We start from the raw sequence: 15,810 nt of genomic DNA on the forward strand, positions 1-15,810 counted from the left end.
ATTTATTAATATCCTCTGTTTTGGTTAAGGTTGGTGTTGATGTCCACTTCTCTTTGAGGGAATGGAGGCAAGATTCTGAAGTCATCCGCAGGAACAAAAGCATTTGCTCCTAAGTAGCTTCTCTTGTCGATGGCTCTACCATGTCTCTTAAGATCGAAGAACCTGTGACCTTCGAAAGCAAACTCCTTGAACCTTTCCAAAAGGATCTCATCAAAAAGAGCTTCTCCGCTCAAATCCACAGCAGTCAAACCTCTAGCAGCCTTAAGTTCATTAAGATCAGCCAAAGCAGCACCTGGATTATTATTGAAGTAATAAGCCTCAGCTCTGTTCAACAACATTTCAGACTTTCTGATTACTGGTACGTTATCACCGTAAGCAAATCCACTTTTAGAAGCAAATTTGATACTTTCGATTTGACGGCCAGCGTTTCTTACCGTGTTACCGGTTGTATAAAGATAACCTCTGTAATCTTCATTTCTGGTTACATCCCAGTCATCGTTATCAGCAGGATCATCTCCTATTTGAACTGCAGAAAGACCGAAGAATCCACGGACAGTTGCGTTAGGTACAAAATCACCCCATCCACCTTGTCTGTTTTTGCTACCTGTAAGATCTAGCAAAGTAGTGTAGGTTGTCTGAAGAGATTCGTTCACACCGATTGATTCAGCTGCAATTTGAAATCTTACTTCAAACATGGACTCAGGGTTCTGCTCCGATCTCCAGCCATCCACATAACCCATCCCGCTCATGACGGTTCCAACAGGAGATTCCAGCGCAGCAGTTGCTTCAGCGATGGCTTTGGTATAATCTCCATTATAAAGTGCCACTCTAGAAAGCAAAGCGTGGGCTGCACTTCCAGAGGCGTAAGTTGGACCTCTTCCGCCTGCACTTAGAAGCCTGATTGCATCTTCCAAGTCTGTATAAATCTGTGCGTACACTTCATTAACTGGAGTTCTTGGAGAGAATCTATTCTGAGCAACCTCAGAAGTGATAGATCCTTCAAGTGGCATAGGAATACCGCCATTATCAACTAAACCTGGCTCGTAAATATAAGTCGGGATGTAGCTGTAGGCTCTTACAAGGTCAAAGAAATACAAAGCTCTCAAAAACTTCGCTTCACCTTCCCATGCCGAAATTTGATTCGCAGTAGCTCCTTCCACTCCCTGGGCTAACGCATCAAGAATAAGGTTAGCTTCATTAATAGCATAATAGCTATTTTGCCATAAGTTAAAGTGGGCTCTTGGCTGGTTGTTATTTTCCTGGATCAATCGCCCAGAATTGTTGGTAGTCACCCCAACATCTGCCAATGCATCAGAAAGCGCTAACAAATCACGACCGTAATTTGTAACACCTCTTAATCTAGCATAGACAGAATTCATCGCCGCATTCATCGCTTGAGGAGAGCTTAGTGCTCCATCAGCATCGATAGATTGGCGTGGATCTACATCCAAAATGCCTTCGCAGCCGGTAGTCATCATTGCGCTACCTCCTAACATTGCCGCTAAAGCCAGTCTATATACAAATTTCATATTTATCTTCTTTTAATATTTTAGAAACCAAGCTGAACACCCATGATGAAGTTTCTGGTCATTGGCAATTGGCCTGTACCAGCACCTACGAATTCAGGATCATAACCTGGATAGTCTGCATAAGTCCAAAGGTTTACACCCTGAGCATATACTCTAGCTCTGTTCAAGCCTAGTCTTCTTACTGCAGTAGTAGGAATGTTATAAGCTACCATCAATTGAGCAAGTCTTACGAAGTCAGCGCTAAGCAATTGAGCAGTACCTGTATTTCTGCTAAGAGACCTTACTTCATTACCACCATTCGCAGAAATATTTCTAGGAACATCTGTGATTTGACCTGGCTCTCTCCATGATCTGTCATTAACCTCTCTTAAAGCATTAATCGTCAAACGTGTTCCGTTTTCGTAAAGGAAACCATACTGACCGTCTGTTACTACTGCACCATACTCATAAGTGAAGAAGGCAGTCAATTCAAATCCTTTATATGAAATGGTATTGTTGAAACCACCATAATAAGGAGCCAAGTTACTTCCAAAGTATTGTCTGTCGGCAGCTATTGGCATATAAGTTCTGTTGCCGTTAGCATCCAACCACATCGGACGACCAGTTGCAGGGTTTACACCAGCATACTCTTCTCTGAAGTGAGCACCTGGAGCAGACTGACCTGGGAATGCAGGGTTACCTACAGGCTGTCCCACAGCAAGTCTGTTAAGGACACCAGCACCTTGGATGAAGTCTAGATCATCATAAAGAGATACGATCTCGTTTTTGATATAAGTGAAGTTGAAGCTTGTATTCCATCTGAAACCACCTCTATCAATATTTACAGTTGAAATTTCAACCTCGATACCTCTGTTTTGAAGCTCACCTACGTTGTTGGCAATAGAACCGAATCCGTTTGTCCAAAGGATTGGCTGGCTCAAAAGAAGGTCTTTGGTTCTTCTATCAAACACATCCACACTACCAGAAACTCTATTATTGAATAACCCGTAGTCAATACCCAAGTTAATGGTTTCGTTGGTTTCCCATCCTAGGTTTAAGTTAGCTAGAGAAGAAGGTCTGATACCTGCTGCTCCACCATAGTTACCTGCACCACCATAAAGACCTCTTGCGTCGAAGTTACCGATCTGGTCGTTACCAGTTCTACCCCAAGAAGCTCTAATTTTCAAATCAGATACCGTAGAGCTTTCTCTCAAGAAATTCTCTTCTTTCAAATACCATCCACCTCGGATAGAAGGGAACAAACCATATCTAGTATTGGCACCGAATCGGGAAGAACCGTCATAACGGGCAGTCAATGTCAATAGATATTTCTTGTTGTAGTCATAGTTTACAGAACCAAAACCACCGAATCTTCTGTAACCTGTCCAGAAACCTGTGATACTCTCAGGAGTAGCAGCTGATTGGATTGTTCTGAATTGGAAAGTTGGGAAGCCGATACCAGCTCCAGAGAATCCTTCTCTTGACTCGTTTACGAATTCCAAACCACCGATTGCAGATACGTTGTGAACGTTAGCGTAAGTCTTATTCCAGTTTAGAGTATGGGTCGTAATGAAATTAGTTCTGAAGTCAGTCATTTGAGAAGCTCTTCCTTGAACACCCGCTCCATCAGGAGTACGTGGATCTCTATAGCTTTCCCCCTGAATTGTACGATAATTAATACCCGCCAATGATCTCCAAGTCAAGTTGTCAGCAAGCTTATAAGTTGCAACTACGTTACCTACCAAAGTATTGGTTCTATTGTTACCACTGTTATATTCATTTACCATGGCAATATTTTGACCCAATACACCACCAATTGCTTGATTATAGGTACCATCTTCGTTTCTCACTGGGTTGTGAGGAAGAATTGCAGACGCTGAGAAGGCAGGATTACCCAAGAACGCACCATCCACGGAGAAAGGAATAGTCTGATTAACTGTTGCTAAGTTAACATTTGTCTCAATGTTAAGTCTCTCATTTGCCTGATGCTTCAAGCTAGCACGGAATGTACCTCTTTCAAAGTCAACTGGACGGAAAGTAGATTCCTGATAGTTGTAAGAACCTGACACATAAAATTGAGTTTGCTTATCACCACCTGTGGCAGAAAGCTCATAATTTTGAAGACGGCCCTGCCCCATCAATTCTCTTTGCCAATCAGTAGAAGGTAGTCCTTGTCCGATAGCATCCAACTCTTCTCTAGAAAGAGACTGCCAGTTGCCTGGAAGACGAGCCATGTTATTCAAGGCATTTGCCTCTGGGTTACCTACTCCACTGTTAATGAATGAGTCTCTTCTCATTTCATACCACTCTGGACCATTCAATACGTCTAGGTATTTCATCGGCTGAGTCACACCCGTGAAAGCATTGAATTCGAATCTTGCTTTACCTTGCTTACCTTTTTTGGTTGTGATGATCACAACACCATTAGCAGCCTGAGAACCGTAAATAGCAGCAGAAGCAGCATCTTTCAAGATCTCCATAGACTCGATATCGTTAGGGTTCAAGAACGCAAGCGGGTTAGCCTGTGTCATGGAAGCGTTATCCTGACTGTTCATCTGAACTCCATCCACAATATAAAGAGGCTCGTTACCTGCGTTAACAGAACCAACACCTCTAATACGGATGTTTACCGCACCACCTGGAAGACCGTTTGCAGATCTTACCTGAACACCAGAAGCTCTACCTTGAAGGGCTCTGTCGAAAGACTGCATTGGCAGGTTTTCGATCAATTCACCTTTTACAGAAGATACAGCACCTGTTACTTCTCTTTTCTGCTGCGTGCCGTAACCAGTTACGATTACTTCACTTAAGCTTGTAATGTCTGGCTGCATTACGATTTCAAAATTGGTTCTGTTACCAATTGTTACTTCTTGGCTAACATTACCAATAAAGCTTACCACAAGCACATTGTTGCCTTGTGGTACCGATAGGGAGAAATTACCATCCAAGTCAGTAGCAGTACCGACGGTGGTTCCCCTTACAACAACAGACGCCCCGGGAATGGGATAACCATCCTCAGCCGAGGTCACTGTCCCAGTAACTCGACGCTCCTGTGCAAAAGCCGTAGCTGCTGCCATTAAGAGCACAAGTCCTAGAAGTAAAACTTTCCTCATAAAATATTTTTTTTGGTTTAACGATTCCCAATTTTAGCGCATCTCTTATAATAATCCAATAGCTGAGGAAAATTAAATCAATATCGCTACTATTTTTACTTCTAAACAAAATAACCATTGTAGAAAAAATCAGAATATTCTACCAAAAGATCAAACCATATTTCCTTTGTTAAAAAAATCAAACGAAATACAACCTTATAATCAGAATAAAATTTTTTTTTAAGAAATCTTTAAGAAAGTTAAAATCTGTTAAATCCAAATTGTATTTAACTAATAAGCGTATTTCATACTATACCCTTATTATCTATTAAAAAATATTAAAAAATCATTACAAATATAACTTTACAGATATTAAATTAGAATATATAAATTATATAATCATTTTAACAGGTTCTACCGCTCATCAAAGCAAATTGCTTAATTTTGCTTAAACACAACGTCAAATAAATTTAATTAAACATATTACCCAAATTGTACTATTACACCGATTGCATAAATAGAAAAGCTTGTATTTGGCGGGATTTATTGTGTAAAGTCTAAAAAATTACCTATTCTACTACAATTTCGATTCTTCTGTTTTTGGAGCGGTTTGAGGAAGTATCATTGGGCACTACAGGATTTTGATCTCCATACCCCTTGGTAGAAATTCTTGCTTCCGCTATCCCCAACGAAATTAACTCCTGCTTGACGGAGAGGGCTCTTTTTTCACTAAGTTGCTGGTTGTAGCCCGGATTCCCCACGTTATCCGTATGGCCTTCTATCAGGATATTGACTTCAGGATTTTCCTGTAGAAAATTCCGTAACCTACCGATAGAGCTTTTGGATTCCGGCCTGAGGTCGGCCTTGTCAAAATCAAAAAATACATTTTCAAAAAGAAACTGTTCGCCCGATGCCACTGGTGTAAGTTCTATCTCCATTCCAGAACGGTCCATCAGGTTGTCCTTTTCCACATTATAGATCTTTGGCAGAAAACCCTTCTTCTCCACATATAAGCCTGAGAAGGTCTTGTTGGGGTACAGCATCATAAACTTGCCCGACTCCCCATCTGAGCGGAACTGATAAATAGTACTGTCATTGGACAAGCTTACCAAAGATAGCCTTGCATCAATTGGTTTTCCAGTCTTGCTATCCAGCACTCTGCCCTCGGTGACAAGAATTTTCTCACCTAGGTCTATTTCCTGCGGGAAAGGAAACCTATACAGATAAGAGGCGTCAAGTCTTCCATCCTTAAAGGAGTTCTCAGTATAATAGGCAAAATCCCGCTGGGCGGTAATGAATAAAGCAAGCTGATCTTGGTGATCGTTGATGGGGTAGCCCAGGTTTTCCGGCTCGCTAAAGACACCGTTTTCCATCCTAGACATAAAAATATCCATCCCCCCAAAACCCAGATGGCCATTGGAAGCAAAGAATAACAATTCATTGTTAAAGTAAATGAATGGACTCACCTCATCTTTCGGAGTATTCACCCCTTCACCCAGGTTTTTGGCCTCTCCCCAGCTGCCGTCTATTTGACGGACAGAGTACCAGATATCATTCCCCCCGTACCCTCCTCTCCTATTGCTGGAGAAAAACAAAATACTCCCATCCGCCGAAAGTGAGGGTTGGGAGTCCCATTGGCGGGAATTCACATTTTTGCCCATGTTGGTGGGCCTTTGCCATTTGCCGTTTACTTTATATGTCACGTACAGATCACAACTGCCAAAGGAGTCCGGAGCGTCACAACTCGTATAGATCAGGATATTGCCGTCAGCGGAAATGGTGCAGGTACCCTCATTATAGTTGGTGTTCACCGTAGTAGAGATAGGGCTCGGCTCCGTCCAGCCGTCTTCCTCATAGTAGCTCACAAATATATCTTCATTGTCATGGAAGGAAAGACCGTCCCTTTTGGTGAAGAGGATCTTGCGGCTATCGGCAGTCAGCACGGGAAAGTACTGAAGATTGAAACCGTTTAAGGGAGCGGGAAGCTTCTCTTTGGTGATGTCCAAAGGCGAAGCGATATGCTTTTTGATAAAATTGAGCTGCTCCACAAACTCCTTATAATGAGAAGTTGTCCTAAACCGATCTGTAAATAAGGGCTCACTTTCATCAAACACATTGACTGCTTGCTCAAACTTCCCTACTCTCATCAGGATGTTGGCTTTCAGCCAGCCGAAATCACCTTTGATCTTTGGGTTGTCCTTTACCCGGGCGGCACCTTTTTCAGCAACAGCCATGGCCTGGTCGGGATCCCCTTTCATCAATAGCAACTGGGACCAACGGATGTAAGATTCAAAAAAATTGCTACTTCTATTAATAGAGGCCTCAAACTTCTGTATGGCCTCGTCATACCTTCGCTTCAATACCAGTTCTTCACCCTCCTCATGCAGTTTGATTGCGCGCCTATCGATTACGGAATAATCTTGCGCCTGCACAAAAAAGGCCGAAAAAATAAACACCAAAAGCAAAAGTAACTTCTTCATAATTTATGGAATATCCATAAATTTATGAGTTTGTAGCGATATTTTCCAATTTGGGTTACTTTTTACATAATTTACTATCTGCTCAGTAAAGGTTGAGGCTTTGCTCCATTCCGGCTGCAACAGCTTAACACAGCCCTCCCTGACTTTGGAAACGTGTTTTTCAGCAAAGTCAAAATCACTTTTGTGAAAAACCACTACCTTCAACTCATCGGCTACCTGATAGATGCTTGGATGGGGTTCCTTGAATTTTTTGGGTGAAAAACAAACCCAATCAAACTGTCCGGAAAAAGGATGGGCTCCCGAGGTTTCGATATTCGTCTGGAAACCTCTCGATTTCAATAGCTCGGTAAGTGGGTCAAGGTTATACATCAGCGGCTCCCCCCCGGTGATGACCACCAGTCTGCCAGGATGCTGCTCTGCCTCCGCCACAATTTCCTCAATGGATTTTACTGGCCATTTTTCCGCTTCCCAGGATTCTTTCACATCGCACCACACGCAACCCACATCGCACCCGCCCAAGCGGATGAAATAGGCGGCATGGCCGGTAAATGAACCTTCCCCCTGAATAGTATAAAAAGCTTCCATCACGGGAAGCATGGTGCCGCTGGACACGGCTTCTTTGATCTGCATATCAATTTTTGATTAAGCGGGTGATTGAACCGCTGGTTTTAGAATAATTAAGCCTGCAAAGGTACGATTAATATTCCTTTTCTTAAATCCACAAATGCTTAATTCCCTCTCAATCTGTTTCTTTCCCGTCACATTGCCAAATATTGAAATAATCTCCCCATTGCCTTTTCTCCCAAGCTCTCAAACATATTTTCCGCATATAGATTTTTGACAAAATATTATAATACAATTTTAAAATCATTAGCGATTATTGTCCTTTATAATTTTATCTAAAAATTAAGGAACGGGGTTTGAATTCTTAAAGGGGATTTTTACTTAAGAAGCAATAATATCAAAAACTGTCCAACCATGAAAAACATCCAAGATAAAGTAATCGTAATTACCGGAGCCTCAAGCGGAATCGGAAGAGCCACCGCCCTGGAAATAGCCAGACAAGGAGGTACTGTCGTTTTGGTTAGCCGAAGAAAAACCGTTCTGGAAGAATTGGCCCATGAATGCGAATCCTATGGAGGAAAAGCAATGGCAGCCCCTGCCGATGTATGCCGGGAAAAGGAACTTGCTGAAGTGGTAAAAAAAGCTATTGATAAATATGGGAAAATTGATGTGTGGGTAAATAATGCAGCGATCACATTGCTCGGCCCCTTTGAAAAAACACCCCTTAAGGACAGCAAGCAGGTTATAGAAACAAATGTCATGGGATATATGAACAGCGCACATGCGGTCATGCCCATTTTTAAAAAGCAGGGCTTTGGCAACCTGATCAATGTTTCTTCCATGGTGGCACTGACAGGGCAGCCTTTCTCCGCAGCCTATACCGTAAGCAAATTTGCAATCCGAGGATTGAGCTTTAGCCTAGAGCAGGAATATTCTGATGTGAAGGACATCCATGTATGCTCTGTATTGCCATCCGTGATTGATACCCCACTATTTCAATCCGCCGCCAACTATATGGGCAAGGAGATCAAAGCCCCCGAACCGGTGATATCTGCACAAAAAGTTGCCGAATCAATTATTGATCTTGTCCTCCACCCTCAAAAAGAAGTAGTCGTAGGATATCAGGGTAAGGTTGCCAAACTTTTGAAGAATGCTTCCTCACCTAAATTTGATCATCAGATCAGAAAGAAAATCCTTAAGGATCACTTCAAAAAATCCTCAACAGGAAAGTCCACCGGAAATCTGTACACTACAAATGGCAGGGCGACGATCAGCGGGGGCTGGCTCCCTGAAAATAATTCGAAAAAAGACGACGGTGTCACATTAGGCTGGGGTTTGGTGGTTGCCGGCCTGGTCGCTAGCGCCTATATGATGGTGAAGTCTAGTATGGAGTCAAAACCCAAAACCCTTACAGAGAAAATAACTCGGCAGGTAAAGCTTAACACACCAGCATTTTTGAAAAAGGTGGCATGGTAAAGCTTTCAAATGAAAATTTCACGGGGCGATCGCAGCAACAGGCAGCGCCGTCGCGTGAAACTTTTCCTAAAATCTCTTTTCCCAGAACTTGAGTTTTCCTTTTGCCTCCGACTTGATTAATATAAATTGATCTGGCACTATTTTCTCCTCTTCACAATAGGTTACCACCCTCGTCCCATTTGGGACTTCTTCCCATAGACCATGGAGAAATCTGCAATTTTCTTGATACGCGTTTTCATCGATAGAATTTTCGCGATCCAGACTGTCAGTTAAATCAAGGTTTTCACCAAAAGAATTGAAAAAGTAGAAAGAATCGAATTCTTTGAAGCTAATGCTTTTGATGTCAGCATGAATGAAATTCACGCGAAGGCCCAGCTGAGCAGCCATTTTTCGAGATAGGCGAATTAGACTTTCCCTTTTTTCCACCCCATAGATCTGACCGGTTGAACAGCCTGCCGCTACTAGGCAAAATTTCCCCGACCCAGAGCCAATATCCAAAACTCTTGTCTCAGAGTCTCTCACCATAAAACCAATGGCCTTTTTGGCAATTTCCATGGGTGTCCAATGGGTAGAGGATAATTTATTAATCTTTAGGGGATATAAAGCGTCGAACTCTCGGTCCGTAAGCCTATCCAATTCCAACTGCATGGATCCTGTATTTAAAACCTCATCAGGTTTATATCTGGTAAACTCCTACCCGTGTTTATCCCATGTTTAACACGTGTTTAACCCGTGTTTAACCTAAATTAACCCTGATATAAAGCAGCTTTTTCTAGCTTCTTACCGCTTACTTTTTACTTATAAATCTTTTTCTCAGCTGCCAGCAGCGTGTTGCTCAGCAAGGAGGCAATAGTCATCGGACCAACTCCACCCGGAACTGGCGTGATAGCGGAAGCTTTTTCTGCAACCTCTTCAAAATTGACATCTCCTACCAATCTGAAACCGCTTTTCTTACTTGAATCTTCAATTCGGTGGATTCCTACATCAATTACCACAGCACCTTCCTTTACCATATCAGCTGTTACAAACCCAGCTTTTCCAAGAGCTACGATCAGTATGTCAGCCGATTTTGCGATCTCGGGCAGGTTTTTGGTTCGACTATGGGTTAGGGTAACTGTGGCATTTCCTGGATTTCCATTGCGGGCCATCAGGATGCTCATCGGGGAACCAACGATGTGGCTTCGGCCTATTACTACACAGTTTTTGCCTGAAGTTTCTATATCGTAGCGTTTCAGGAGCTCCATTATTCCATTTGGGGTGGCGGAAACATAAGTTGGCCAGTTTAGAGCCATGCGGCCTACGTTGGCGGGAGTGAAGCCGTCCACATCCTTTTCGGGTTTAATTTTCTCGGTGACTTTCTCCACTGAGATGTGTTTTGGGAGCGGCAGTTGGACGATCAAGCCATCAATGGCTGGGTTTTCATTGATATCCTCGACCACTTGTAGCAGTTCCTCTTCACTAATATTATCTTCCAAACGGACCAAGGTTGATTCAAATCCGATCTGCTCGCAGGCCTTTACTTTGGCATTGACATAGGTTTGGCTAGCTCCATCATCCCCTACCAGCACGGCAGCCAGATGCGGGACCTTTCCTCCCTCCTGCTTTATCTCCGCCACACGTGCAGCAATTTCATTTTTGATCGTTTCTGAAGTCTTTTTTCCGTCTATGATGGTAGGCATGGTTTGATTGATTTGTAAGGATTAAATAACCGCAGAGGCACGGAGGTCTCAGAGAAATGAAACCTTTTGATTGCCTCACACTTATGTTTTTTATGTCAAGTTTTTAGAAGTAGTTGCTACGCTTTTTACAAAAATAGAAACTAGTTCATTGCATTCTTTCATTGTATTGGTAACCAAAGCTTCATCTTTAAAAAGCTTCGACCTGAAAATTAGTTTTAAGCAAACCAAAGTCTCCCTAAGTTCCTTTAAAACAATTTTTATCTTATGAAGAAAATCCCTTTTGGACTCTCCGCTTTGCGCTTCTCCATAATTCAGAGCAGGTGAGGTTCCTGACCTCAAGAGTTGCCCAGCCAAATGATTCCCAGCTTTGCTTTGCTCAATATTTTCGGTCAGGTCAATAACCAAAACCGCAAAATTTATCAGCCGTTCCTCCAGATCGTATGTTCGATTCATAAAAAAATTAAGGTAAATGGATAAAAAAATGTATGAGAATAAAAAAGGTGGGAAGCCCCACATTTTCTAAACTTCATTATTCATTATTCATCATTCGGGGTTCATCATTTAATAATGAATAATGAACGTCGAATGATGAATGATGAAGATTATCAATCCAACTTGAGCACGGCCATAAATGCCTCCTGAGGGACCTCCACGTTGCCGACTTGTCTCATTCGCTTCTTGCCTTTTTTCTGCTTTTCAAGGAGCTTGCGCTTACGGGAAATGTCCCCACCGTAACACTTGGCAAGTACGTTTTTGCGGAGAGCCTTGACCGTTTCGCGGGCAATGATCTTGGTTCCAATTGCGGCCTGGATGGCGATTTCAAACATCTGTCTTGGCACCAGTTCTTTCAGTTTTTCACACAGTCTCTTACCCCATTCGTAAGCCTTGTCTCTGTGTACAATCGCAGAAAGGGCATCCACCACCTCACCGTTCAACATCACGTCCAACCTCACCATATGGGATTGCTGGAAACCTTTCAATTCATAATCCAAAGAAGCGTATCCTCTGGAGATGGTTTTTAATTTATCGAAGAAGTCAAATACAATTTCAGCCAAAGGCATGTCAAAAGTCAATTCAACTCTCTCAGCGGTTAGGTAAACCTGGTTTTTGATTTGGCCTCTTTTCTCCATACACAGCTGGATCACCGGACCTACATAATCAGCAGCGGTGATGATCGAAGCCTTTACAAATGGCTCCTCAATATGCTTAAACATGTTTGGCTCCGGCATATCGGAAGGGGCGTTTACAACCTTATAATTCCCATCATTCATCATGGCGCGGAACTGAACGGATGGAACCGTGGTAATCACGGTCATGTCAAATTCCCTTTCCAGTCTTTCTTGGATGATCTCCATGTGGAGCATGCCCAAGAAACCACAACGAAAACCAAAGCCCAATGCGGCGGAGGTTTCAGGTTCCCACACCAAGGATGCATCATTTAGCTGCAGCTTCTCCATAGAAGCTCTCAACTCTTCAAATTCCGTGGTATCCACTGGATAAATACCTGCGAAAACCATCGGCTTTACGTTTTCAAAACCTTTAATGGATGTGGTACAAGGGCGCTTGATATGGGTGATGGTATCACCAACCTTTACCTCTTTGGCTACTTTGATACCTGAAATCAGGTAACCTACATTACCTGCAGAAAGGGATTTTTGAGGCTTTTGCTGAATGCCCAATATCCCGATCTCATCGGCATCATATTCCTTACCCGTATTGACAAACTTGATCTTATCTCCCTTATTAATCGTCCCGTTGAATACACGGAACAATACTTCTACTCCTCTGAATGGATTGTAGACTGAGTCAAAAATCATGGCCTGCAAAGGCGCTTCCGGATCACCTTTTGGAGCCGGGATTTTTTCAACCACTGCATTGAGAATATCCTCGATGCCTAGTCCTTCTTTGCCTGAAGCCAACACGATATCCTCTCTGTCACAACCGATCAGGTCTATCACCTCATCAGCCACCACTTCAGGCTCAGCACCTGGGAGATCTATCTTATTTAAAACAGGAATGATCTCCAGGTCATGCCCCATGGCAAGATAGAGATTGGAAATGGTTTGGGCTTCGATCCCCTGGGAAGCATCCACGATCAAAAGTGCACCTTCGCAGGCGGCTATGGAACGGGAAACCTCGTAGCTAAAATCTACGTGGCCCGGAGTATCGATAAGGTTGAGGGTGTACTCCTCACCTTTATATGTATATTTCATCTGGATCGCATGAGACTTAATCGTAATGCCTCGCTCACGCTCCAAATCCATGTTATCCAACAGCTGATTTTGCATCTCCCTATCGGTCACCGTGTGGGTAAACTCCAATAGGCGATCTGCTAACGTACTCTTCCCATGATCAATATGGGCTATGATACAGAAATTTCTTATTTTTTGCATATCCATTCTGAGGGCAAAATTAGTAAATAGTTAGGGTTTTACATTGATTTCTCCCCTTAATTTCTAACTTCATAGGCTTTGGAAGGTTTTAAAACTGTAAATCCACCTTCAATGCGTTTTAATCGGCAACATACCATTTATATTATTGCAGGCCTGCTGCTGGTTTTTCTGGCGGCGTTTGGCGCACAGGCATTTCGGGAAAAGTCCAGAATCACCTTATCCCCGGACCGAAATTTAGTTTGGCGGGATTTCAAACAGGTAAAAACCATACGCAACAAACCCTCCATCAATGCCCGAACTGCAACTTACATTCAGCCTAAGATCAATTCCACCTCAGGAAAAAATGGAGTAATCCGCATATACCCCAGTGTGGAAATCGGCATTGACCCGGACCATACACAAGTGTCGCTGGGATTTCTCTCCCGCTCCGACAAGGCCACCAAAGACGCTGTACTCAACCATGAAAACGGCCATTTCAAAATTGCCCAGCTCATAGGCAAGCAAATCCTAAATGCCATAGAAGCATTTGAATTTGACAAAAGCAGGTATCAGGACCAATTTGACAGTCTGGTGCAAGAACATTATAAATATTGGAGGGAGATGGAGGGAGCCTATGACTATGAAACGACCAACCCGCGGGATCTGGAAAGGCAAAAAGAATGGGACAATTTCTTTGAAAAGGAGCTTTCTAGGTAGGAATTTGTAGTTTTGGAAGATGGGAGACCGAAAGATTCTAGGCCTGATGCTAGGATGGCGCTTTATTCGGTCTTCGGTCTTCCGTCCTGCCAATCAATGGAAAATAGGCTACTGGCATAATATTGCAGATAATCAAAAAAATCACACATTTATGAAAGATATTGCGGAAAAGAAGAAGAGTACCAATATAGGTGAATACATTATATACATGTACCAAATGGAGGACCTAATCAGGTCGTACCAGTTTAACATGGAGGATATCCAGAAATATGTGGTGTCACACTATCCGGTGCAGGAGGATAAAAAGGAAGAGATTTACGAATGGTTTTCGGATTTGGGAGACAAGATGCAGGATGAGGGGGTAGCAGAATCCGGTCATCTTTCAGATGTGCAGGCCTATGTCAAGGCCCTTGCGGAGCTTCACTGGGAGCTTTTGAAGACAGACAAAGAATATTTTCAGATCTATGACCAAGCCAAACCGCATATCCTTGATTTTATCTCTTCCTCAAATGGCCAGGATATCGGACATGAGGTACAAATCTGCCTTAACGGCATTTACGGACTGCTTTTGGCCAGGCTAACCGGCAAAACGGTGAGCGAAGAGATCGAAAAAGCCACATCGGCCTTCGGAGCCGTACTCGGCTACTTGAATTTTGTCTACATGGAAAAATAAAACCATTGCCAAAAATCATTTTCCCAAAGGGAACAAAAAAGCCTTTCAGTGTACCTGAAAGGCTTTTTTTTCATATATCATACTCTTAGTACATTCAAAGATCCAACTTCGCATTCTCATCATCTCCAGCCTGTTGCTGGTAAGATTCTCCTTTCAGAATGGCTTTAGAGATCTTGAACAGCTGCACCATTTTACTGGAATTACTGTCCCAAAATTCAGCGCTATGGGGGATTACTCTGATGAGTGCCAAATCCGGATCTTCTTTTCCTTCCGGAAACCATGCTTTTAATATAGGATTCCAAAGCTCGTTTACTTTATTTTGATCATGTACCAAGGATGCTTTCCCACCGATAGATACATAAGAATTGGACTCCTTGTCGGCATAGCTGAGATTTACCTCGTCCTGTTCGAGAATTTCTCCCGTTTTGGAGGAAAACTCATTGGTAAAAAACCAGAGGTGTCCGGATTCATCCATTTGGCTGGTGGTCATCGGGCGTGCCCGCAGCTCTTCACCGTCCTGAGTCACCATCATTGCCAATTCAATTTTTTCTATAAGTTCACGGAGTCTTTTGAGCTCCTCATTTTTAGTCTGGGTCATGATTCTAGGTTAGTTAGTTGATGAAAACATAACATACACCTCCCTATTTTGTTCCATTTTCCCAACCTAACTTTAAACAAGATGAAAGACAATCAGGCCAAAATCATAAAGGAAGAAACGGTATTCGACAACCACTTTAAAATCAAAAAAGCCACCCTGCAGATCACTAACCCCAATGGAGAATGGAGTGAGGAGATGGAAAGGATGAATTTTGAAAGGGGTGACTCGGTGGCGGCGGTAATTTACATTCAGGATAAGGATGAATACCTTTTCACCAGGCAGTTTCGCTACCCTACATATCAAACTGACAACGGCTGGATTTTGGAACTGGTTGCCGGATCCGTGGAGGAGGGTGAGGAGCCAATCGAGACGCTCAAAAGGGAAATCATGGAGGAGGCAGGCTTTGAGACTGACGAACCGGTTCATCTAAGCACCTTTTTTGTCAGCCCGGGAGGCACCTCAGAAAGAATACATCTTTATCTTTGCAACACCAGCTCGGACCGCCAAAAAGAACAGGGCGGAGGGGCAGAAGAGGAAAACGAGCATATTGAGCTGGTTTTTCTCAGCAAAGAAGATGTAAAAAGGAGGCTGGCCGCTCAGGAATTTAATGATGCAAAAACCCTGATCGGACTGCTCCAAACGATAAAATAA

Annotated in this window: 13 protein-coding genes; 4 read left to right on the forward strand and 9 right to left on the reverse strand. The window is 42.9% G+C overall.

The annotated features are described in order from the left end of the window. Positions 1-5: 5 nt before the first annotated feature. The 4 genes from KI659_RS12670 to KI659_RS12685 form a co-directional block, all read right to left on the reverse strand. Entirely contained in the window at positions 6-1,529 is a 1,524-nt protein-coding gene (locus KI659_RS12670) for a RagB/SusD family nutrient uptake outer membrane protein (protein ID WP_213945731.1), read from the reverse strand. 20 nt (positions 1,530-1,549) lie between these two features. Next, positions 1,550-4,621, reverse strand: a complete 3,072-nt coding sequence (locus tag KI659_RS12675) for a SusC/RagA family TonB-linked outer membrane protein (protein ID WP_213945732.1) — start codon at positions 4,619-4,621, stop codon at positions 1,550-1,552. Between the two features lie 548 nt (positions 4,622-5,169). Next, positions 5,170-7,080, reverse strand: coding sequence for an OmpA family protein (locus KI659_RS12680; protein WP_213945733.1), 1,911 nt, complete (start codon positions 7,078-7,080; stop codon positions 5,170-5,172). A gap of 3 nt (positions 7,081-7,083) precedes the next feature. After that, on the reverse strand, positions 7,084-7,710 hold the full coding sequence (locus KI659_RS12685; RefSeq protein ID WP_213945734.1) for a 7-carboxy-7-deazaguanine synthase QueE: 627 nt from the start codon (positions 7,708-7,710) through the stop codon (positions 7,084-7,086). Positions 7,711-8,058: 348 nt separating this feature from the next. On the opposite strand from KI659_RS12685, the gene KI659_RS12690 reads away from it, so the two are divergent. Then, the gene (locus KI659_RS12690; protein WP_213945735.1) at positions 8,059-9,120 is read left to right on the forward strand and encodes an SDR family NAD(P)-dependent oxidoreductase; all 1,062 of its coding nucleotides are present in this window, start codon (positions 8,059-8,061) and stop codon (positions 9,118-9,120) included. Between the two features lie 66 nt (positions 9,121-9,186). Here KI659_RS12690 and KI659_RS12695 read toward each other — a convergent pair whose 3' ends face one another. From KI659_RS12695 to lepA, 4 genes are all read right to left on the reverse strand, one after another. Continuing rightward, positions 9,187-9,768 carry a class I SAM-dependent methyltransferase gene (locus KI659_RS12695; RefSeq protein ID WP_246535400.1) on the reverse strand — a complete coding sequence of 194 codons (582 nt, stop codon included), beginning with the start codon at positions 9,766-9,768 and terminating at the stop codon, positions 9,187-9,189. Between the two features lie 146 nt (positions 9,769-9,914). Next, positions 9,915-10,799: a bifunctional methylenetetrahydrofolate dehydrogenase/methenyltetrahydrofolate cyclohydrolase FolD gene (gene folD, locus KI659_RS12700; protein ID WP_213945736.1), complete on the reverse strand. Its 885-nt coding sequence runs from the start codon at positions 10,797-10,799 to the stop codon at positions 9,915-9,917. A 90-nt stretch (positions 10,800-10,889) separates the two neighbouring features. After that, complete coding sequence (locus KI659_RS12705) at positions 10,890-11,252, reverse strand: four helix bundle protein (RefSeq protein ID WP_213945737.1); 363 nt, start codon at positions 11,250-11,252, stop codon at positions 10,890-10,892. A gap of 152 nt (positions 11,253-11,404) precedes the next feature. After that, positions 11,405-13,198, reverse strand: coding sequence for a translation elongation factor 4 (lepA, locus tag KI659_RS12710; RefSeq protein WP_213945738.1), 1,794 nt, complete (start codon positions 13,196-13,198; stop codon positions 11,405-11,407). Positions 13,199-13,303: 105 nt separating this feature from the next. Here lepA and KI659_RS12715 point away from each other — a divergent pair, with 105 nt between their 5' ends. Together KI659_RS12715 and KI659_RS12720 are read left to right on the forward strand one after the other, a co-directional pair. Further along, positions 13,304-13,888 carry a DUF922 domain-containing protein gene (locus KI659_RS12715; RefSeq protein ID WP_213945739.1) on the forward strand — a complete coding sequence of 195 codons (585 nt, stop codon included), beginning with the start codon at positions 13,304-13,306 and terminating at the stop codon, positions 13,886-13,888. A gap of 151 nt (positions 13,889-14,039) precedes the next feature. Continuing rightward, on the forward strand, positions 14,040-14,561 hold the full coding sequence (locus KI659_RS12720; RefSeq protein WP_213945740.1) for a DUF4924 family protein: 522 nt from the start codon (positions 14,040-14,042) through the stop codon (positions 14,559-14,561). Positions 14,562-14,655: 94 nt separating this feature from the next. Here the strand turns inward: KI659_RS12720 and KI659_RS12725 are convergent, their stop codons facing one another. Then, complete coding sequence (locus KI659_RS12725) at positions 14,656-15,159, reverse strand: pyridoxamine 5'-phosphate oxidase family protein (RefSeq protein ID WP_213945741.1); 504 nt, start codon at positions 15,157-15,159, stop codon at positions 14,656-14,658. A gap of 81 nt (positions 15,160-15,240) precedes the next feature. Here KI659_RS12725 and KI659_RS12730 point away from each other — a divergent pair, with 81 nt between their 5' ends. Then, positions 15,241-15,810 (forward strand): NUDIX domain-containing protein, encoded by a 570-nt coding sequence (locus tag KI659_RS12730; RefSeq protein WP_213945742.1) that lies wholly within the window; start codon positions 15,241-15,243, stop codon positions 15,808-15,810.

Origin of the sequence: Litoribacter ruber, assembly GCF_018449405.1 — a bacterium.
GTDB lineage: Bacteria > Bacteroidota > Bacteroidia > Cytophagales > Cyclobacteriaceae > Litoribacter > Litoribacter ruber.